Origin of the sequence: Ligilactobacillus aviarius subsp. aviarius DSM 20655, assembly GCF_001436315.1 — a bacterium.
Lineage (GTDB): Bacteria > Bacillota > Bacilli > Lactobacillales > Lactobacillaceae > Ligilactobacillus > Ligilactobacillus aviarius.
On sequence record NZ_AYZA01000011.1, the window covers coordinates 61,922 to 81,474 of the forward strand.

Consider the following 19,553-nt stretch of genomic DNA (forward strand, 5'->3'; position numbering starts at 1 on the left):
TAGATATTAGTTGCGCTTCTTGTAAACAACGATTCCAGCAGCAGTTGCAGCGATGATTAAACCACCGGCAACAGCCAAGATTTCTGATGTTTGTTCACCAGTTTGTGGGAAGACTGGAGTGTTGTTCTTTTGAGCTGCTGAGTTGCTTGCTGACTTAGCTTGAGCCTTAACAACTGTGCTTGTTTCACCAGCAGCTGTTGTGTTTTCGTTTTGAGTTTCAGCAATGGCACCATTGTTTTGGTTCTTTGTTGAGTTTGATTCGTTTTCGTTAGCGACAGTCTTTGCACCTTCAACGTTGGCATTGGCATTGCTCTTAACTGTGTTTTGTTGAGCGTTTGCTTCGTTGTTTGTATTTTGCTTGTTTGCAACAGCACCTTGAGTGTTGTCCTTCTTAGCGTTGTTGTTATTAGCATTAGCAACTACATCAGCTTTTTTGTTTGATGAGTTACTTTGAACATTCGCATTGTTATTGTTGTTTGCGTTTTGCTTGTTAGCATTTGAAGCGGCTGGTTGACTACCTTGGTTGTAAAGATCTGCTAATACTTGGTTAGCGTCATTGTATACACCTTCATAAGCTTGTTCAGCAGCAGCATTGTCCTTTACGGTGTCATCTGTTTGCCAAGTATTTCTTAAAGTGCCCCAATCACTATTTTGATCACCAGCTTTATAGTTGTCGCCTTCTCCCAACTCATAAGTATTGTTATTTAAGTCTTGCTTAATATTCTTTAAACTCTCATTGGGTTGTAATTGAGAAGCTGTCTTGTTGATTCCTTCAATCAAGCAACCAAAGTCTGTGTTGATTTCTTCATGTAATGGTGAATTTTCAGCTTTCATCCCATTAATATCGTTAGTTAACTTACCATTATCAGCAGTTAAATTATCAGCATTAACAACTTTTGTATTATTCAATGCTGAGACACCTGTAATCCCAAAAGTCATGGCTGCTGCACTAACAGCAACTAATTTAGAAAATTTCTTCATTTGTACTTCACCTTTTTCTTAACGTTATTTTCAGTAACGAATTCTACCCCCCCCACATGGAAAAAATCAATCTTTTTTCACAATTTGATTGAAATGCTTTCACAAACTCCATTATTTAAATCAACATAAAAAAATATCTGTTGATTTAAATACAAACTTAACATTTAAGTTTTAATTCTTTCGTTTAAATCTTTAACATTTTGTTATTTATTAAAATAAAAAGCAAGAACTGCAAACTTTGCAATTCTTGCTTAAGAAATATGTTTGATTTTCAATCAAGTTAATTATTTCCCTGTCTTAATTTGTTGGCATCATTATTAACTTGACTTTGTTGTTGCGGAGTTGAGTAATTCTGCATAATTTGTGATACCGGAACTGTAATTGTCATTAATTTTTCATCTGCAACACAGTTACCAGAGTTCGGATCCATTTTTTTAATAATCACATTATTACCGTTCAATTTATAATACAAGTTAGCTGTTCCATCTCCATGGGTTGTAATTGCATCAAATCCAGCCAATTCCGGGCTAGTATTATTATCATTACTTGAAGCGTACCATAACCCTACCGGATCATCAGAGCTTGTATTCAAATTCTGCAATAATTGCGGATTTTGATTAAGAACAACTAAGATTCCAAGTTGTTGCGGTGTCAAATTCTTAGCTGACACCGTACTTGAAGAACTGGCACTGCTCATTGATGAAGCTTTAGAACTCGCGCTGCTTGAAACTGCTGATGATTCTGCGGCACTGGTTGCTGAACTTGCTGATGACTTCTTTTGAACCTTTTCTGTTTTCGGGGCTGTTGTCTTCTTCGTTGACTTGCTTGCATTTGAATTCCCGCACGCTGCAAGTGAAACGGACATTAATACCGCTGCCGATCCAAGAAGGGTCGTCTTAATTGACTTTTCCATAAATAACATCTCTTCCTTTTCAATTTTCATTGAGAAAAGATACGCGGTTTGTTTTCAAAAATCAATGCCCATTTTCTTGGATTCGGAATTTTACATCGACATTTTTAGATTAAATGTTGCTTTCAAAAAAATATTTAAGTTTTTAATTCTCATCATTTTTTAATTTAGTCATGATCTTTGACGGTCTTTTTTATCCTCATAACCATCAAATGGAACTATAATTAAAAGCAAATCGGAGGTGGAATGATGAATAAAGTTGAACGGCTTGAAGATTACACGAACGCGGTGATCGCCATCGTGATCACCCTGATGGTTCTTGATATTCACGTCCCGACAGGTCATTTTTTCAGTGACATCTTGCGAGCCAATGACCACTTTTTAACCTACATTTACAGCTTTTTATTGATTTCAATGTACTGGGTCAACCATGGCAGGTTATTTTCCGGCCTTAAGCATCTTAAAATCACGCCGCAAGTTTCATGGGCAAACAGCATCTTCCTGCTTTTTATCACTTTCTTGCCGTTTGCTTCGTCTTGGCTTGCATGCAATATCAACCAGCGCGACCCGGAAATGTTTTACGCCGCCATTATGCTGATCGTACTACCTTTTAATGCGGACGTTAATTCACTTTAACCCGCGTTTAAATACCCTGCCGCGCTTTAAGGTTTATCATTTTAAACTTCACCTTAACTTGCTGATTAACATTTTGGCAATTTGCTGCGGCTATGTCGTTCCCATTTCGACAATTGCCATCAGTCTGTTAGCAGTTGTGATTTGGGTAATTCCTGATAAAGCATTAAAGTAAAAAAATGTGACTGAAAAGCCACATTTTTTCTTAAAACGCTTGAATAATCTTTGTAATTCCAATCAAGAACAAATAGAATGCAACTACGCCGATCAAGGTATAAATCGATAACATCGGGTTAAACAGCAACACCACGCCCAAAATCAACGTAATGATGTTTAACACGATCAAAATATCAAAGTACGACCGGTTCATTGCCTTAAAGAAGTGGTCGATCACCAGTTGCAAAATCGAATCGAAGATAAACCAGAATGCAAACAGGTAAGCAATAATTCCGAAGCCAAAATGAATTCGGAACAGGAAAATGATTCCTAAAATAATATCAACCACGGACGAAATGATCAGCAACCTCATCTTGCTGTTGCTGCCCGTCAACATTTGAATCGCCCGCCGCAGCCATAACGTGTAAATGCCTTTTGCCAGGGCCCCAATTCCGACAAAAACGGCGATCACGCTGATGGCGGTGCTGGGCGAATTAATGGCGGCTGCGCCTAAAATCACCCATAAAATTCCGATTACCAAACTGAACCAGTCAAATTTTCGTTCTGAATTAATCATCCTTCATTTTCCTCTCACTTTGATACCTTCATTCTAGCACGCTTATCATCAAATTCCTTAATTGAAGGCGGCCAAAAAGCTTTCATCAAATGTATCCTGGCCGCGAAAATATTTCTTCCCGAAATCATCGATCAGGCCATGAAAGACCTGCGCTTCATGAAACGTAAAATCGACTGGAAGCGTGATCTGCCGGGCAAGGTCTTGATAGTTTTTGCTTGGAACCCCTAAATGCGCAAACAGCTTTTGCGCATAGTTATCAGCCACAAATGCCGGAACATCAAATACATAGATCAATAAAACATCCGCCGTTTCATTGCCAACGCCGCGGAGTTTTAAAAGTTCGCGCCGTAAGTTCTTTCCAAAGTGCTGCCGAATTGCCGCATAGTCAAAATTAAAATCATCCAGCCATGTAAAGACTGCCCGAATCGCTTTGGATTTATTGCGGTAAAAGCCACTGGGCCGAATCAGCGCCTGCAATGTTTGATCATCGAGCTGTAAAATGCGCTGCGGATCAAATGCCGTGGTTTCCTTTAACTGATCAAGCGACTTTTGCGCACTTTCCCAGCTTGTATTTTGAACTAGAATCGCCCCGAGAACGATCTCCGGCTTGGGTTCTGTTCCCCGCAATGGGCAACCATTGTTTGATAAAGTTTCCGAATATCAATCATTTCTTCCTCCGCCTTAATTAAGGTAAAAAAAAAGATACGCCGCAGCGCATCTTTTCATTTTAATCAACTTCAAATTAAAGTTGCTTCTTGTCAACAACTTTCAAGTTTTCGTCTAAATCGTAAACGATTGGTTGACCTGTTGGGATTTCCAAGTTGATGATGTCATCATCTGAAATACCTTCAAGATATTTTGTTAAAGCACGTAATGAGTTACCGTGAGCAGCAACGATTACGTTCTTACCAGCTAACAAGTCTGGAGCAATGTGGTCTTCCCAGAATGGCATTACACGTTCAAGTGTAACTTTCAAGTTTTCACCGCCAGGGATAACGTTTGGATCCAAGTTTGCGTAACGACGATCTTGAGCAGCTGAGCGAGGATCATCTTCACTTAACATTGGAGGTAAAACGTCATATGAACGACGCCAGATGTGAACTTGTTCTTCACCAAATTTTTCAGCAGCTTCTGCCTTGTTTTGGCCTTGCAAGTCACCATAGTGACGTTCGTTTAAGCGCCATGACTTAACTTCTGGAATCCATAATTGGTCTGATTCTTCCAAAGCATAGTGCAATGTCATGATGGCACGCTTTAAAACTGATGTGTATGCTTGGTCTAATTGGATGCCGGCATCTTTAAGTTTGCGACCAGCTTCCTTAGCTTCTGCAACCCCATTTTCACTTAAGTTAACGTCTGTCCAACCAGTGAAAAGGTTCTTTAAGTTCCATTCACTTTGTCCGTGACGGATGAATACTAATTTTGACATATTCGTAACCTCTTTCTTGAATTAAGATATTACATTGAATATTTTACACTGAATTATTAAAAATTAATAGTCTCTTTAACAAATTATTCCTGATATGCCCGAACGGCTTGAATTAACTGCTTCGTTGCCTGGTGGACATTGGCCGGCGTCGTCGCTAAGTTAAAGCGGATGTGCCCCTTGCCCGCTTCACCGAACCAGTCGCCAAAATCAACGGCTAATTTTGCTTTATCCTGAATGACGGTCTGCAGGTCTTCATTGGCGACGAGTTGCGAAAGGTCGATCCATGCAAGGTATGTTCCTTCAAGCGGTGAAATCACAGCTTCTGGAAGTTCCTTCTTTAATTCATCACGAACATAATGATAGTTATCCGCAATCGTTTCAAGCAATCCTTCAAGCCATTCGGTGCCATGCCGGTATGCGGCTTCACCCGCAACTTGGCCTAACAAACAACCGCCCGGATTCTTCATCCGTTCCTGATATGCGTCATAGCGCATCATAATTTGCGGATTGGGAATGATTACATGGCTGTTCCACAATGACGCCAAGTTAAAGGTTTTCGACGGGGAATCAACAACGACCAGGTTATCGCGGTAAAAACCGTCCCTAATGTTCAACATTGATGTAAATTGGCTGCCATCGATCATTAAATCATGGTGAATTTCATCTGAAATCACTAATACTTGTTCCTGACGGCAAAGTTCCAGGACATCTTCAAGTTCTTGGGCTGACCATACCCGGCCGACCGGATTATGCGGGTTACAGAAAATCATTAACCGGACTTGGTTATCGATCATCTTTTGCCGCATGTCGTCCAAATCAAGTTCATAATGACCGTGATTATCGATCAAATTTGAAACAACTAACTTGCGACCGTTCTTTTCAATCACATCCATAAATGGGAAGTAAACGGGTTGCAAAACCATCACGGCATCCCCCGGCTTTGTCAATAACTGAACCAGGTTGCTTAATGATTGCACCACGTTCGGATTAAACCGCACCCATTCCTTGTGCAGTTCAATTCCGTACCGTTCTTTTTGCCATGTAAAGTAAGCATCATAGTATGTGTCCGGTGTAAATGAATAACCGAATGCCCCTTCATCGATTCGGGCATGCAACGCTTCCCGAACTGCTTCCGGCGTCTTAAATTCCATATCGGCAACCCACATCGGCAACAGATCGTTTTCGCCGAACTTGGCTTGCATGCCGTCCCACTTTACTGAATTCGTATTTTGGCGTTCAACCGCATATTGTTTTACAAAATCTTCCTTATTCATTGCTCTCACCTTTCTTGCGCCGCTGTTGCACTTTCCGATGCAATTTCTGATGCCGTCCCGGATGCGGTTCGATCTCCAACACATTCAATAAGAAAGTGAAAATCGGAATTCCAACGATCAAGCCCCATGTTCCGAAAAGCCGTTCTGAAACAAATAACACAACAAAGGTGTAAAAAATCGGCAGTTCGGTGCGGCTTGACATGAACTTCGGATTCAAAATGTAGGCTTCGATCGCATGAATGACCAACAACATGATCAGGACGTAAACGACATCGCGGAATCCGCCATCCGTATACGCAACAAACGACATTGGGATCGTCGAAACGATGACCCCCGCAACTGGTATCAAGCTTAACACAAAAATCATCACAGCTAAACTGGCAATTTGCGGAACGCCAATGATTGCCAGCCCAATGCACGTCAGAATCGTGTTCACGATTGCAATTAAAAATTGCGCTTCTAAGACAACCCCAAATGTATTGGTAAAGATTTTCGCAAAGTGATAAATGTCTTTGAAAATCCATGAGTACGGTCCTTCCAAGAAACTGCGTGAGAATTTAAACGTTGTATCCTTTTCGACCGTAAAGAAGAAACTCAGTAGCAATGACATTACGAACGTAAAGCCCATTGAGCCGGCCTTGCTGATATAGCCAAAAATAACCGTCATTCCACCTTTCAGCTGCTGGCTAAAGTCGCTGTGCTTGATGTAGGCTGAAACGTACGTTGCGATTTCACCGGCTCCTTCTGGCAAGTGCTTGTAAAAATGCAAAATCGAGTGGATCATGTTTTCCGACTGAACGATCAACTTTGGAACATAGGTCGTGACTGCCGCCACAAATAACAGAATCAGCAACAGGTACACCCCGACCACGATCACCGGCGACGGGATCTTGATCCGCTTTTGAATCCAGTTGATCAACCGGATGATCAAAAATGAAAAAATAAACGTCAGCAGAATAATACTGATCATTTTGTGGAATGCAAATAAAATTCCAATCAAAAACAGCAGGATCACAAACCGCCGTAACCGCGTATTATTCAAAAAGCGTTGCCATAAACTCATTAATTCTTTTCCCTTTCCATCTGTTAGTTCACAATAATTTAATTATACATTAAAGGTGTAATGAAACCACGCTTTATCCCTGGCTCATTACACCTTTCACTTAAATATTCAATAATTCGGCGGGCTTTTCTAAAAGAAAGTCCGGGTTTTCAGCTTTTAATAACTGCGCGTCAAACGTATCCCACAAGCAGCCGCATGTTTTCACGCCGGCGGCCTTGCCCATTTGAAGATCATACTTCGCATCGCCGATCATCACCGATTCATTCTTATCCAGATGATACTTTTCAATCACCATCAAGACCCCATCTGGAGCTGGTTTATAATGTTCAGCCTGATCAGAGCCGATCAAATCATCGAACAAATCGGCAATTCCAAGCGTCTTCAAATTCCGTTTGAGCGAAGTCGAAGCCTTGCTTGAAACGATGAAGAGCTTCTTACCGGCATCTTTCAATGCAGTCAACGTGTCCTTCATCTGCGGGAACAAGGTCGTTGTTTCCTGTTCGATTTCGCCATAGTGCCGGCGAAAACTGTCGTACATTGCTTCAAACTGTTCAGCTGAATAATGCTTGCCTTGTTTTTCAACTAATTCCGGAATAAAGATTTCAATCGGAACCCCCATATAATACCGCACCGTTTCGGCCGTCGGGACTTCAAGATCAAAATCCTTAAAGCATGCTTGGGTCGCAAGGGTAGCTGCATCGCCAGAGTCCGCAATCGTCCCGTCAAAGTCAAATAAGAAATTCTGCATTTCAATTTACTCCACTAATCTTCATTTTTGATCCGGTCATAGGTAAATGAGAACCGGTATGTTTGCTTACTGTACCGCGGCAAAACAATATCGCCAAAGTTATCTTGGTGAATTGCATCCGGCAGCATTTGACATTCAAGCGCGATTCCTTCGTTCTTGTTAGCTGGTTCGCCATGGTCGCGGCTGAATGACATATTTTGATCCGCAATTTCTTCCGGAGTATAAACCACTAGGCCATTCCGGTCGGAGTTGACCGTGATCTGGCGGCCGCTTTCCCGGTCACGTAAAACCGCAACTGGTTTCGTTCCTTGACCAGGACCGTTTACAACATACGCCGTATCAAGGCCGTGGACCTTGCCGACTGCTAAAGCAACGTTGCTGAAATCGCGGAAGTCATATGGTGTATTCGCAACGGACAATACTTCACCGGTTGGGATCATTTGATTATTCACATCCAAAATTCCGGTGCTGTTAATCTGCATTTCATGTGTTGTCAAATCACGCCGGTCGCTTAAGTTAAAGTATGCGTGGCACGTTGGATTGAAAAGCGTATCTTCCTTGCCATTCATTGCACTATATGCAATCGTCACCCGGTTATTGTTGTTCAACGTATAAATGATCGTTGCTAAAATGTTGCCCGGGAAACCGTCCATTTCTTGATCGATCTTCCGTTGAAAAATAACGCTGATGCCATTCTTTGAAATTGAAGTTGAATAGTTCCAATTCAACGTTGAAAAACCGTTCGGACCACCGTGCAATGTATTGCCATTTTCATTTGCCGGTAATTGATAATGCTTACCGTTCAAATCATACGAAGCGCCTTTGATCCGGCCGGCGACCCGACCAATCGACTTGCAAATGTTTTGATTGTTTGAATAATAATCGTCAATTCCGTCAAAACTTAACAACAAGTTTTTCTTCGTTCCGTCATTTTCTGGCACTGCGAACCGGTGCCAAATTGCGCCCATCGTCAGGCATGACACTTCAACCCCATTGTCATTGACCAACGTAATTTCCGTAACCTTTTCATTCTGATAACGTCCAAATGTATGTTGTAAAATGTCCATTTTTTTGATCTCCTGTAATTAAGTAGTATCGTTCTACGATTTCATTATCTCATATCTCTAATTAGAGTAAAGCGTTGTCATTCATTATTTTAAATTAAAAAAGACTGCAACATACGTCGCAATCTTCTTCGTTACTTTTACATAATCGGGTTCCAAAACAAACGAGCTACTTGGAAGTTCGAAAACCTCCGAATCTATGCTGGTGCGATTCGTTCGCTTTTCTGCTTCCACCACGCTCGTTTTGAACGTTTTGTCACACCTTCTTAATTTTTGTCATCAAAGCCATTTGGATGCTTTGAGTGCCATGCCCATGCAGTTTCAATCAAACTGTGAACATCATCATATTTTGGTTCCCAGCCTAAGATCTTGCGGGCCTTGTCTGAAGCAGCAACCAATGAGTCTGGGTCTCCGCCACGCCGGCCGGCAATTTCTGCAGGAATTTCTTTTCCTGTAACTTCACGTGCAGCCTTCAACATTTCTAAGTTTGAGAATCCAGTTGATGAACCCAAGTTAAATGCATCTGATGGATTGCCGTCACGCAAGTAGTTCATTGCTAAGATGTGAGCGTCGGCCAAATCGTATGGGTGAACGTAATCCCGGATGTTTGTTCCATCTGGAGTATTGTAGTCGTCACCGTAGATTTGAAGCTTGTCGCGCTTGCCTTGAGCAACTTGTAAAATAATTGGAACTAAGTGGGTTTCTGGACCGTGGTCTTCACCAATTGAGCCATCTGGCTTTGCACCCGCAACGTTGAAGTAACGTAATGCGACCCACTTGATGCCGTATGCTTCGTCAGCCCACTTCATGATCTTTTCCATCATTAATTTACTTTCACCGTAAGGGTTGATTGGGTTTTGTGGGTCTGTTTCCTTGATTGGCATGTGATCTGGAATACCATATGTTGCAGCTGATGATGAGAAGACTAAGTTCTTTACACCAACTTCTTTCATAACTTCAAGAAGCTTGATCAAGCCTGTAATGTTGTTATCAAAATACTTCAAAGGTTTGTGCATTGATTCGCCAACCAATGAGTATGCAGCAAAGTGAATTACCGTATCGATATCAGGGTTTTCCTTGAATACCTTCCGCATAAAGTCTTTGTCTGCGATATCGCCTTCATAGAATTTTGCTTTGTCGCTAACAGCTGCACGGTGTCCTGTGCATAAGTTATCAACGACAACTGTATCTTCGCCGTTTTCAATTAAACGGTCGACCATATGTGAACCGATGTATCCGGCTCCACCTACAACTAATACTGATGCCATAATATCCTCCTATTAGAGTTGATCTCTAACATTCTTATGTAATTAAAAACTTATTTCTTCATTGAAATAAATTTTCCTAAAAAGGATTATACACTTTTTACATTTTTCATGCATTAATTTGCCTTTCTAGATTTCACTTGTCATCTTCGCGGCCATGTGCTTAACTGGTAATAGCACTATATAAGAGGAGTTTAACCATGGCTGAATTGATTTACCAGCAAATTATCACCGATTTAAAAAAGAAGATTTTTAATAATGAATTTCCAGACATGAAATTGCCTGATGAACGCAGCCTTGCTGAAAAGTACGATGTAAGCCGCAGTTCGATCAAACGGGCGCTCAGCCGGATGGCCAGTGACGGAATCATCTTTAAAAAGCGCGGTTCCGGAACATTCATCAACCCGCTTTACTTAAAGAACGAATCTGTCTTTAATTACGGGTCCGGTAAAAATCTTGGAATTTCAGACAACTTCCAATTAAACGGTGAAAAGCCCAGCGTTAAAGTTTTAAGTTTTGATGTTGTGCGTCCCACTGCTGAACTCCAACGCGACCTCTTCCTTGAAAGCGAAGACTTCGTGTACCAGATCAAGCGGTTGCGGTTCTTTGACGATCAGCCATTTATGATTGAAACCGGCTTTATTCCGATCAAGCTGCTCCCGAAATTGAGCAGCAGCATTCTCGAAAAATCGATTTTCGACTATGTTCACCGTGAATTAAAACAATCCGTTTCAAAATCATTCATGTCGGTTTTTGCTGAACCGTCAACCCAGCAAGATCAAGAACTACTGAAGCTTGATCCAACTCAACCAGTCGGCGTCATGGAAGGCATCTTCTTCCTTGATAACGGAACGCCGTTTGAGTTTTCAAGCATGCGGCTGCACTATGAATATATGAAATTCAATTCATTTGTAAGTATTCAATAAAAAGGTGTGACAAAACGTTCAAAACGAGCGTGGTGGAAGCAGCAAATCGAACGAATCGCGCCAGCGTAGATTCGGAGGTTTGCGTCCCTTCACTAGCTTCGCGTCGTAGCTCCGTTTGTTTTGGAACCCGATAAGTAAAAAGAAGGTTGCGTCTGCAACCTTCTTTTTTACTCTCCTAACTGATCGCCATTCATAATTGAATTTTTAACGATCACATAATCAACTTTCCGTAAATCAGTTAACTTCCGACCGCCGGCATACGAAATCGACGACTGCAGATCTTCCTGCATGGCTTGCAACGTATCGCTGATCTTGCCGCGATACGGAACCAATAACTGTTTGCCTTCAATGTTGTGCACATCATTTTTTTGAACGGCTGATGCTGAACCCCAGTACTTCTTATACTTTTGACCGTCAATCGTTACGATTTCTCCCGGCGATTCCAAATGGCCGGCAAACATTGAGCCGATCATCACCATCGAAGCACCGAATCGAATCGACTTAGCAATGTCGCCATTGTACCGCACGCCGCCATCCGCAACGATTGGATGATGAGCAACCGCACTGCATGCTTGAATCGCAGCTAATTGCCAGCCGCCCGTTCCAAATCCAGTTTTCAATTTGGTGATGCAGGCCTTGCCTGGTCCGATTCCAACTTTCGTGGCATCGGCACCGGCACTTTCCAAATCGATTACTGCTTGCGGCGTTGCAATGTTACCCACGATCACAAAACTTTCCGGTAATTGCTTCTTAATATAATCGATCATTTTCATTACGTAATCCGAATGACCATGCGCAACATCGATCGTGATATATTCTGGAACCTCATGCATTTCCTTTAATTGATCAACTAACTGATATTCACGATCCTTGATTCCAATTGAAATCGATGCAAATTGGCCTTGCTGGTGCATCCGTTGCACGAACGCCGCCCGCGTTTGCGGTTCAAACCGGTGCATCACATAAAAGTACCCGTTTTGGGCCAACCATAAAGCAAGGTTCTCATCGATCACGCTTGCCATGTTTGCCGGAACGACCGGGAGCTTAAACGTCCGGGGACCGAATTTAATTCGGGTATCCGCCTCTTTCCGACTTTTCAAAACACATTTGTTTGGAATTAATTGCACATCTTCATAATCAAAGGTTTCCATTTTCGTTTTCCCCTTCAAAATTCTTAAAATGACCATTGATTATTTTATAGGAATCTCCACTGATTTTCAAGAACAAAATTGTCTTTTGTTCCCGAAATTATTCACCAATGTTTGACAATTCAAAATAATCGTTCATAATATAGTTAACATTTAAATTAACTTTTTGCTTATATAATCGCTATGATATGGTTAGCAAGTTTCTACCCGATACCGTAAAACATCGGACTATAAGCTTTGAGTGTTCGGAATCATTTTAAATCCGTTCATTTTTGCATTTGCTTAACCATCAGCATTTTCAAGCAAAAATGAAGGGATTTTTTTATACATGGAAGAACTTAAACAACGTATTTTACAAGATGGCGAAGTCCTTGATGGCGACATTTTAAAAGTCAATTCATTTCTGAACCACCAAATCGATCCACAATTAATGCAGCGCATCGGTCAACAATTCAAGCACCTCTTTGATGACCAACCAGTTACTAAAATTTTAACGATCGAGGCTTCTGGAATCGCACCAGCCCTGATGACCGGTTTAGCTTTCAACGTTCCGGTCGTTTTTGCCCGCAAATCTAAAAGTGCAATTCAAAATGACAACAGTTACCACGCTGACGTCTTTTCATACACTAAAAAGGTTACCAATCACATTTTAGTTGACCGCAAATTCATTAACCCAACCGATCATGTCTTGATCATTGACGACTTTTTGGCAAATGGCGAAGCGGTCAACGGCCTGATTCAAGTATGCAACCAAGCCGAATGCACCCTTACTGGAATTGGAATCGTAATTGAAAAAGCCTTTCAAAAAGGCGGCCAGCAACTTCGTAATTCAGGATACAGGCTTGAATCCCTCGTTCGAATCAAATCACTTGCTGATCAGCACGTCACCTTTATGGAGGATTAGTTATGAACCAACCATCATCTGAAGTTAACCACCGCAAAGCATTTATTTTAGGAATTCAACACTTACTGGCAATGTATTCCGGGGCGGTTGCCGTTCCGTTATTGATTGGAACCGCGTTGCACTTCTCCAGCACTCAAATGACCTATTTGGTTTCAATCGATATTTTCATGTGCGGCCTGGCCACTTTTCTCCAACTTGCCCGTAACCGGTACTTTGGAATCGGCTTGCCCGTTATTTTAGGCTGCGCCATTCAAGCCGTTGAACCGCTCAAAATGATTGGTCATGAATACTCAATTGGAACGATGTACGGCTCGATCATCGTTGCCGGAATTTTCGTTTTCCTGATTGCCGGACAGTTCGCTAAAATTCGCAAACTTTTCCCACCAGTTGTAACGGGCAGTTTGATCACCGTGATTGGATTGACCCTGATTCCAATTGCCGTTCAAAACCTCGGTGGCGGAACCGTCGCCAGCAAATCTTTCGGATCACTGCCAAATATCGCGGTTGGCGGCATTACGATTTTAATCATCCTTGCAATCCAATTTTGGGGCAAAGGATTTATCCGTTCGATTGCCGTTTTGATCGGCTTGATTGGCGGAACAATCGTTGCCTCATTTATGGGAATGATTTCTCTCAAACCCGTTACCCAAGCCGCATGGTTCCACGTTCCGCAACCGTTTTACTTCGGCATGCCACGGTTTGCCCTTTCACCATCATTAACAATGATCATCATTGCACTGGTTTCAATGGTTGAATCGACTGGCGTTTTCTTTGCTTTAGGAAACCTGCTTGACCGCGACATTCAAAAAGAAGACCTGAAAAAAGGATACCGGGCAGAAGGATTAGCCGTGATCCTCGGCGGAATCTTTAACACTTTCCCGTATACAACCTTCTCTCAAAATGTCGGCTTGCTTGAACTTTCTGGAATTCGGACTAAGCGTCCGATCTACTGGGCAGCATGCTTACTGATGCTGATGGGGCTGCTTCCGAAAATCGGGGCATTGGCAACCATCATTCCCACCCCGGTTTTAGGCGGTGCAATGCTCGTCATGTTCTCAATGATCAGTGTTCAAGGAATTCGGATGCTTTTAAAAGTTGACTTTACCGACGAACGCAACACGTTGATTGTTGCCATTTCGGTTGGTGCTGGATTAGGGGCATCAGTTTACCCCACCATTTTCCAAGCATTGCCGCAATCACTTCAGCTTTTCTTCGGAAACGGGATCGTAATTGCCAGTGTCTGTGCCGTTGGATTGAATCTCCTTTTGAAACGGCCGAAATTTAGAAATCGTGAATAATCAAAAATGGAATCGGAAAAATCCGATTCCATTTTTTAATTTATAAGATCGGCGATAACAGCCGTGAGAAGTACTGCTTGAATTTCCGCCACCGGGACTGCTTTTCAAAGTATTCCGGGGTTAATTCGGTACAGTGTTCCAAATCTTTTTCGTAAATTGTCTTCAACTGCCGGGTCAAATCCGCGTCATAACAAAACGCATTACATTCAAAATTCAATTCAAAACTTCTGAAATCAAGGTTGGCTGATCCGACCGAAGCAATCGTATCATCGGTAATCATCGTCTTCGCATGCAGGAAACCATTATCATAGCGGTAAACCTTGACCCCATTATTTACCAAGTACTTGGCATAATATTCCGTTGCCCGGTAAACAAACGGATGATCCGGCTTGCTTGGAATCATGATCCGCACATCAACCCCTGATAATGCCGCAATGATCAACGATTCGATCACTGAATCATCCGGAATCAGGTACGGGGTTTGGATATACAGATAACGTTGCGCCGTTGAAATGATCTTTTGGTACCCGCGCCGAATCGAATGCCGTTCACTATCCGGACCAGATGAAACGATCTGCATCTTGGTCTTGCCGTTGCCCTCAAATACCGGGAAGTACTTCTTTTCAAATTCAAACCGGCTCTTCGTTGTTCGCCGGCAAGTTGTATTCCAGTCCATCATGAACCGGGCCTGCATTTGAATCGTTACCATTCCGTAAATGCGCATGTGGGTGTCGCGCCAATAACCGTACTTTTCAAGCCGGCCAAGGTACTGATCGCCGATGTTAAAGCCGCCGATGTAGCCCGTTTTGCCATCGATGATCACCAGTTTACGGTGGTCATGATAGTTCAACCGTGGGGTGGTGATCAACTGTTTTTCGGAACTCGAAATGAATCCTTGAGCTTCGCCGCCTAGCTGTTCTAACCGTTTGAAAAACTTGTAGTTGGTTCCAATCGAACCCCACATATCATACAGGACCCGGACTTCGACGCCGCGTTCGGCTGCATCCTCTAAAGCATGCAGAACCTTATGCCCGATTTTATCCGCATAAAACGTGTAAAATTCGATGTGAATGCTGTGCTTGGCATTTTTGATATCCTTTAACAGCGAATCAAAAAAGGCTTTGCCGTCATCAAACAACTGGGTTTGATTATTCGTTGTTAAAAACGCCCCTTCCGATTCAAGAAACAAATGCTCCAATTCACGTTCCTGTTGGGTACTGTTCTTGTCCAGGTCCCGCTTTTGCCACATTTCTTTTTGGCGGCGCGTCAGCGAGTTAATAACCTTTTCCTGTTCTTTTTGGATCGTAAAGATCTTATCGTGCGAGATCTTACGTCCCACAAACAGATACAGCAAAAATCCAAAAATCGGAATAAACACCAGCACCAGTAACCATGCCCACGTCGTTGAAATATCGCGTTTTTCATGGAAAACCGTAATAATTGCAGCCAGTAAGTTAATGATCCAAATAACTCCAATTATAATCCCCAAAGTATGCAAAAAAGTGCCGCTCCTTTCTCGAAAATCATTTACTTTTATTTTACCAAAAGCAAATCATTCGATAAACCGAAGTGGCACTTAATTTTATTGCTTTACCTGCTGGTGACCCGTTCCGGCACCCGGAGCTGGATAATCAGAAGTCAAGATATATTTCTGAATCAGGTCAACAATCTGCTGATTTTGCGGCAAATCAGAGTGTTCAGCGTTCACACCCGTTACCGTAATTTCAGTATAATGTTTGACTTGGCCTTGATAAACATATTTTTCCGCTTCCACACTATTCAACGGAACTAACCCGTCCGAGTCGTAGTTTTCGGTTCCCGCAACGGAATAAACCGTCAAATTCTTGGGAATATTTTTCCGTGCCTTAATAAAGTCAGACAGCATCTGCGTTTTATATTTAAGATTTGTTTCATCAAAGTTAAATGGCGAACCGATCGTCATTAAACTTGTCATTCGAACATCATAGTTTTTATAGTATTTTTCCAAAAAGGCGGTGTAAACCAAACCACCGTTTGAATGTCCAATCGCCTTATAGTTGTTGAAATAGTATTTTTTCTGCAACGCTTTGAAGGCTTCGTTGAACATTTTTGCCTGCTTCAGAATATTGCTATACCCATCATGATTATTTTGAAAGCCAACCACAATGATCGGTTCGTTATCACCCGAGCGAATCTTACCGTAATATTTAATTTTCCCATCATTGAACACTTTGACCTTTAAGAGGCTATGATTCTGGTGATCAGTCTGATTCAATAATTTTACCATGTCGTCAAACCGGTTGACCGTTGCCGAACTTCCGGGAATCATGATCACCGGTGAAAGTTTGGAATTTTGCCAATGAGCAAGCTCATCAATGTTATTGCGCGTCCAAAAATACGATGGAATTGCCATTGCTAACATGATGATTCCTGCAACCAATAAGAAAATCCCACTGCGTTTCTTATGTGCATCCATCTTTTTCACTTCCTTATTACCGCATTCTTAACCGTTGCCGTTCCTTGGTCTGCATTTCGTTGCGAATTTGCTCTGACAACTTAACAAATGGAATGTAAATCAATACATCAAGCGTCATAATTAAAATTCCGACTAATAATGCCATAAGATTTCCACCCGTTCCAATAAACGCTGACAAGACTCCTGGGGTATCAAGCGGTGACGGATAAGTTACCGGCGGCATGATTTGGAAATGAATCGCAAACGCTGCAATCAGCATGTTGACTACCGGCGTTGCGACAAATGGAATCAGGAATATCGGATTAAATAAAATTGGAATTCCCAATAAAATCGGCTGGTTAGCATTAAATAACGTTGGAAAAACTGCCCATCGTGCAACCTGATGATACCGGCTCGTCCGGGCAACAATGATAATGGCAATGACAAGGGCTAAGGTTGAACCCACCCCGCCAAACGTTCCAAAGCTGTGATATAGCGTTGTTTGCGTATACTTATATGGAACATTCCATGGACTATGGTGTTTCAGGGCATACGTTAAGTCTGCGACCGCAGCCGGATCATCATTGAAACTGGCTTGATTATACGGACCGCTCAATCCCAGCCATGCCAAAAAACTTGACCACGCCCCTAAAATCAAAGTCATCACTAAGCCATGCTTTTTCGATGATAATGCTTGATAATAATTCGAAATTCCAGATGGAATTTGATACTTGTAAACTTGAATAATCAACTGGTTAACAATGATCGCTGCTCCAAGGGTGATCATGACCGGGATAATTGTCCGGTAAGCCCGCGAAAACGAATCTGAACGGATCGAAATTGGCTTGCGGTTAAAAATTCGGAAAATCTGCCCCGTAATAAAACCAATTAAAATTCCAACCAAAATTCCTTGAATCCCCATCAAATTATTATTGACGTTGAATTGAAGAAAAGTCTGCGGACCATATTGACGCTGGACTGGACGTAAAGTAATAATCAAGAATGCCAGCATCCCCGTCATTCCGGTCATTTCAGTATTTTTATGATATAGTCGGGCAGTATGCGTACCGGCCTGGTATGCAGCCAGAACCGCCAAAATTTTAACCGTCATCATACTGAAGGCTGCAAACATTGACCGGATCCGCGCAACGTGCGGCAACCATTGGGTAATATAAAAGATGTTCCCAATAAACCCTGTTCGCGACAAAATTGAAACGTTGAACACCGACGCAATACTGCCTAAAACCGCAAACGGAAAAAGCATCAGCATCGTTCGCCGCATTACTAAAATAAATGGGAGCTGATACAGTTTAACGATCAACTTGTATCCTTTCTCCGATAACCTCATTTCACTTACCTGATTTCTATAGTATCTCTGTTGGTCATTATACAATGAAAAAGCCCTTGAACCTACTAAATACATTGAATCTTCAGTAAATTCAAGGGTTATTCATTCAATATTCATTTTTACTTTTCATTGCGCATTTGCCGCTTGATCGCTGCTTTGAGCATAAATGGTGCTGCAAGGGTCGTCAGGATGATTACGAAAATTACTCCCGAGTAATACTCTGAGCTCAATAAATGAGCTTCATACCCGATCTGAGCGATGATCAACGCCATTTCACCCCGCGAAACCATTCCCGATCCAATAATATTCATTGAATCGTAATTCATTCCTAAAACCTTTGCTCCCAGGCCGCAGCCAAGCCACTTGGTGATCAATGCTAAAATCGTTAACGAAACGATAAAAATCAAGTCGTCAAAAAAGCCCTTGAACGTCATATTCAAGCCAATGCTAACAAAGAACATCGGAATAAAGACCGCATAGCCGATCGGTTCGATGTTGGAATCAACTTCCTGCTTATATGGGGTTTGGGCAATCGCAACCCCTGCAAAAAACGCTCCAACAACATCGCTTAAGCCTACCTGTTCAGCAAGCCATGCCATCCCTAAGCACAAGACGATCGACATTAACGTCACTGATGAAGCAACTTTTAAGTGCTCACCCAGCCGCATCATCTTCGGTGCGATCCATTCAAACAGGAAGAAAATCACGACAAAATAAAGGGCATCCAATAAGAAACTCATCCAAAGGTTGCTTGAGTGATGGCCACCCTGTGCTTTGGCAACGTTGCTAAACATGCTTACCAGCACGCTTAAAATGATCACCGAAATAATATCATCGATCACGGCCGCTCCAAGAATCGTCGTTCCTTCCTTGGATTTTAGCCGTTTCAATTCCTTCAAGACTTCAACTGAGATACTGACCGAAGTTGCCGAAAAGGTTACTCCCAGAAAAATCGCCTGTTCAAACGAAAAGTGAAATAACTTTCCGAAAAAGTAAATCAACACCACGGGAAAAACAACACCGCTGAAAGCAACCGCCAGTGCCGGTTTAAAATACTTTTTCAGCATTCCAAGGTCACTTTCAAGCCCTGCGATAAACATCAAAATGATGACGCCAATCTCAGAAAAAGTATGCATAAACGCGTTGTTATGTACCCATCCTAAAACGGCCGGACCAATCAAAATTCCAACCAGCAACTGCCCAATGACAGCCGGAATTCCAATTCGCCGGCTAAAGTGACCTGCCAATGAAGTTGTGATCAATACCAAACATAATGTTCCTAAAAATTCCACGATCAAATTCCTTTCTCGACTCGCATCGATTGCCTATAAAAAAAGAGTTTGCCTAAGGTTGACAAACTCCACTCCGAACAAATATTTCAATTACTATCTTACC

Annotated in this window: 20 protein-coding genes and 1 riboswitch; of the genes, 5 read left to right on the plus strand and 15 right to left on the minus strand. The window is 42.1% G+C overall.

From position 1 onward, the window contains the following. Positions 1-6 precede the first annotated feature (6 nt). Positions 7-981, minus strand: coding sequence for an LPXTG cell wall anchor domain-containing protein (locus tag FC33_RS02090; RefSeq protein ID WP_057826971.1), 975 nt, complete (start codon positions 979-981; stop codon positions 7-9). A gap of 280 nt (positions 982-1,261) precedes the next feature. Then, entirely contained in the window at positions 1,262-1,924 is a 663-nt protein-coding gene (locus tag FC33_RS02095; RefSeq protein ID WP_162257607.1) for an Lreu_0056 family protein, read from the minus strand. A gap of 216 nt (positions 1,925-2,140) precedes the next feature. Between FC33_RS02095 and FC33_RS02100 the strand changes: the two genes are divergently transcribed. Together FC33_RS02100 and FC33_RS08365 are read left to right on the plus strand one after the other, a co-directional pair. After that, positions 2,141-2,527, plus strand: coding sequence for a TMEM175 family protein (locus tag FC33_RS02100; RefSeq protein WP_057826973.1), 387 nt, complete (start codon positions 2,141-2,143; stop codon positions 2,525-2,527). After that, positions 2,505-2,699: a hypothetical protein gene (locus FC33_RS08365; protein WP_146993455.1), complete on the plus strand. Its 195-nt coding sequence runs from the start codon at positions 2,505-2,507 to the stop codon at positions 2,697-2,699. Before FC33_RS02100 ends, FC33_RS08365 begins: the two co-directional genes overlap by 23 nt. Positions 2,700-2,729: 30 nt before the next feature. Here the strand turns inward: FC33_RS08365 and FC33_RS02105 are convergent, their stop codons facing one another. The 8 genes from FC33_RS02105 to galE all read right to left on the minus strand — a co-directional run bounded on the left by FC33_RS02105 (position 2,730) and on the right by galE (position 10,103). Continuing rightward, a complete protein-coding gene (locus tag FC33_RS02105) occupies positions 2,730-3,257 on the minus strand; it encodes an HdeD family acid-resistance protein (RefSeq protein WP_057826974.1) in 528 nt (175 codons plus the stop codon). A 57-nt stretch (positions 3,258-3,314) separates the two neighbouring features. Next, positions 3,315-3,884, minus strand: a complete 570-nt coding sequence (locus FC33_RS02110) for an endonuclease III domain-containing protein (RefSeq protein ID WP_235803878.1) — start codon at positions 3,882-3,884, stop codon at positions 3,315-3,317. 115 nt (positions 3,885-3,999) lie between these two features. Further along, positions 4,000-4,686 carry a 2,3-diphosphoglycerate-dependent phosphoglycerate mutase gene (locus FC33_RS02115; RefSeq protein WP_057826975.1) on the minus strand — a complete coding sequence of 229 codons (687 nt, stop codon included), beginning with the start codon at positions 4,684-4,686 and terminating at the stop codon, positions 4,000-4,002. 83 nt (positions 4,687-4,769) lie between these two features. Further along, positions 4,770-5,960 carry a MalY/PatB family protein gene (locus FC33_RS02120; RefSeq protein ID WP_057826976.1) on the minus strand — a complete coding sequence of 397 codons (1,191 nt, stop codon included), beginning with the start codon at positions 5,958-5,960 and terminating at the stop codon, positions 4,770-4,772. Next, positions 5,953-7,023, minus strand: a complete 1,071-nt coding sequence (locus tag FC33_RS02125) for an AI-2E family transporter (RefSeq protein WP_057826977.1) — start codon at positions 7,021-7,023, stop codon at positions 5,953-5,955. Before FC33_RS02125 ends, FC33_RS02120 begins: the two co-directional genes overlap by 8 nt. Positions 7,024-7,123: 100 nt before the next feature. Next, the gene (locus tag FC33_RS02130) at positions 7,124-7,771 is read right to left on the minus strand and encodes an HAD family hydrolase (RefSeq protein ID WP_057826978.1); all 648 of its coding nucleotides are present in this window, start codon (positions 7,769-7,771) and stop codon (positions 7,124-7,126) included. Between the two features lie 14 nt (positions 7,772-7,785). Continuing rightward, entirely contained in the window at positions 7,786-8,838 is a 1,053-nt protein-coding gene (locus FC33_RS02135) for an aldose epimerase family protein (RefSeq protein ID WP_057826979.1), read from the minus strand. A 263-nt stretch (positions 8,839-9,101) separates the two neighbouring features. Beyond that, complete coding sequence (gene galE / locus FC33_RS02140) at positions 9,102-10,103, minus strand: UDP-glucose 4-epimerase GalE (protein ID WP_057826980.1); 1,002 nt, start codon at positions 10,101-10,103, stop codon at positions 9,102-9,104. 197 nt (positions 10,104-10,300) lie between these two features. Here galE and FC33_RS02145 point away from each other — a divergent pair, with 197 nt between their 5' ends. Further along, positions 10,301-11,026 carry a GntR family transcriptional regulator gene (locus FC33_RS02145; protein WP_057826981.1) on the plus strand — a complete coding sequence of 242 codons (726 nt, stop codon included), beginning with the start codon at positions 10,301-10,303 and terminating at the stop codon, positions 11,024-11,026. 167 nt (positions 11,027-11,193) lie between these two features. Here FC33_RS02145 and FC33_RS02150 read toward each other — a convergent pair whose 3' ends face one another. Continuing rightward, positions 11,194-12,177, minus strand: coding sequence for a GMP reductase (locus tag FC33_RS02150; protein WP_057827040.1), 984 nt, complete (start codon positions 12,175-12,177; stop codon positions 11,194-11,196). A gap of 147 nt (positions 12,178-12,324) precedes the next feature. Beyond that, positions 12,325-12,425, plus strand: a riboswitch (purine riboswitch). Positions 12,426-12,502: 77 nt separating this feature from the next. Between FC33_RS02150 and FC33_RS02155 the strand changes: the two genes are divergently transcribed. Together FC33_RS02155 and FC33_RS02160 are read left to right on the plus strand one after the other, a co-directional pair. Then, entirely contained in the window at positions 12,503-13,078 is a 576-nt protein-coding gene (locus FC33_RS02155) for a xanthine phosphoribosyltransferase (protein WP_057826982.1), read from the plus strand. A 2-nt stretch (positions 13,079-13,080) separates the two neighbouring features. Beyond that, on the plus strand, positions 13,081-14,376 hold the full coding sequence (locus FC33_RS02160) for a nucleobase:cation symporter-2 family protein (protein ID WP_057826983.1): 1,296 nt from the start codon (positions 13,081-13,083) through the stop codon (positions 14,374-14,376). Positions 14,377-14,416: 40 nt separating this feature from the next. Here FC33_RS02160 and cls read toward each other — a convergent pair whose 3' ends face one another. The 4 genes from cls to FC33_RS02180 form a co-directional block, all read right to left on the minus strand. Beyond that, the gene (cls, locus tag FC33_RS02165) at positions 14,417-15,865 is read right to left on the minus strand and encodes a cardiolipin synthase (RefSeq protein ID WP_420864651.1); all 1,449 of its coding nucleotides are present in this window, start codon (positions 15,863-15,865) and stop codon (positions 14,417-14,419) included. Positions 15,866-15,958: 93 nt separating this feature from the next. Then, positions 15,959-16,831 (minus strand): alpha/beta hydrolase, encoded by an 873-nt coding sequence (locus FC33_RS02170; RefSeq protein WP_057826985.1) that lies wholly within the window; start codon positions 16,829-16,831, stop codon positions 15,959-15,961. A gap of 16 nt (positions 16,832-16,847) precedes the next feature. Further along, positions 16,848-18,131, minus strand: a complete 1,284-nt coding sequence (locus tag FC33_RS02175) for a PTS transporter subunit EIIC (RefSeq protein ID WP_057826986.1) — start codon at positions 18,129-18,131, stop codon at positions 16,848-16,850. 146 nt (positions 18,132-18,277) lie between these two features. Beyond that, a complete protein-coding gene (locus tag FC33_RS02180) occupies positions 18,278-19,450 on the minus strand; it encodes a cation:proton antiporter (protein WP_057826987.1) in 1,173 nt (390 codons plus the stop codon). Between the last annotated feature and the right edge of the window lie 103 nt (positions 19,451-19,553).

What these genes read in the sequence shown, in the direction of transcription:
- FC33_RS02090 (WP_057826971.1), bottom strand. Translation starts at nt 981, where the DNA reads ATGAAGAAATTTTCTAAATTAGTTGCTGTTAGTGCAGCAGCCATGACT.
- FC33_RS02095 (WP_162257607.1), bottom strand. Translation starts at nt 1,924, where the DNA reads ATGAAAATTGAAAAGGAAGAGATGTTATTTATGGAAAAGTCAATTAAG.
- FC33_RS02100 (WP_057826973.1), top strand. Translation starts at nt 2,141, where the DNA reads ATGAATAAAGTTGAACGGCTTGAAGATTACACGAACGCGGTGATCGCC.
- FC33_RS08365 (WP_146993455.1), top strand. Translation starts at nt 2,505, where the DNA reads ATGCGGACGTTAATTCACTTTAACCCGCGTTTAAATACCCTGCCGCGC.
- FC33_RS02105 (WP_057826974.1), bottom strand. Translation starts at nt 3,257, where the DNA reads ATGATTAATTCAGAACGAAAATTTGACTGGTTCAGTTTGGTAATCGGA.
- FC33_RS02115 (WP_057826975.1), bottom strand. Translation starts at nt 4,686, where the DNA reads ATGTCAAAATTAGTATTCATCCGTCACGGACAAAGTGAATGGAACTTA.
- FC33_RS02120 (WP_057826976.1), bottom strand. Translation starts at nt 5,960, where the DNA reads ATGAATAAGGAAGATTTTGTAAAACAATATGCGGTTGAACGCCAAAAT.
- FC33_RS02125 (WP_057826977.1), bottom strand. Translation starts at nt 7,023, where the DNA reads ATGAGTTTATGGCAACGCTTTTTGAATAATACGCGGTTACGGCGGTTT.
- FC33_RS02130 (WP_057826978.1), bottom strand. Translation starts at nt 7,771, where the DNA reads ATGCAGAATTTCTTATTTGACTTTGACGGGACGATTGCGGACTCTGGC.
- FC33_RS02135 (WP_057826979.1), bottom strand. Translation starts at nt 8,838, where the DNA reads ATGGACATTTTACAACATACATTTGGACGTTATCAGAATGAAAAGGTT.
- galE (WP_057826980.1), bottom strand. Translation starts at nt 10,103, where the DNA reads ATGGCATCAGTATTAGTTGTAGGTGGAGCCGGATACATCGGTTCACAT.
- FC33_RS02145 (WP_057826981.1), top strand. Translation starts at nt 10,301, where the DNA reads ATGGCTGAATTGATTTACCAGCAAATTATCACCGATTTAAAAAAGAAG.
- FC33_RS02150 (WP_057827040.1), bottom strand. Translation starts at nt 12,177, where the DNA reads ATGGAAACCTTTGATTATGAAGATGTGCAATTAATTCCAAACAAATGT.
- FC33_RS02155 (WP_057826982.1), top strand. Translation starts at nt 12,503, where the DNA reads ATGGAAGAACTTAAACAACGTATTTTACAAGATGGCGAAGTCCTTGAT.
- FC33_RS02160 (WP_057826983.1), top strand. Translation starts at nt 13,081, where the DNA reads ATGAACCAACCATCATCTGAAGTTAACCACCGCAAAGCATTTATTTTA.
- FC33_RS02170 (WP_057826985.1), bottom strand. Translation starts at nt 16,831, where the DNA reads ATGGATGCACATAAGAAACGCAGTGGGATTTTCTTATTGGTTGCAGGA.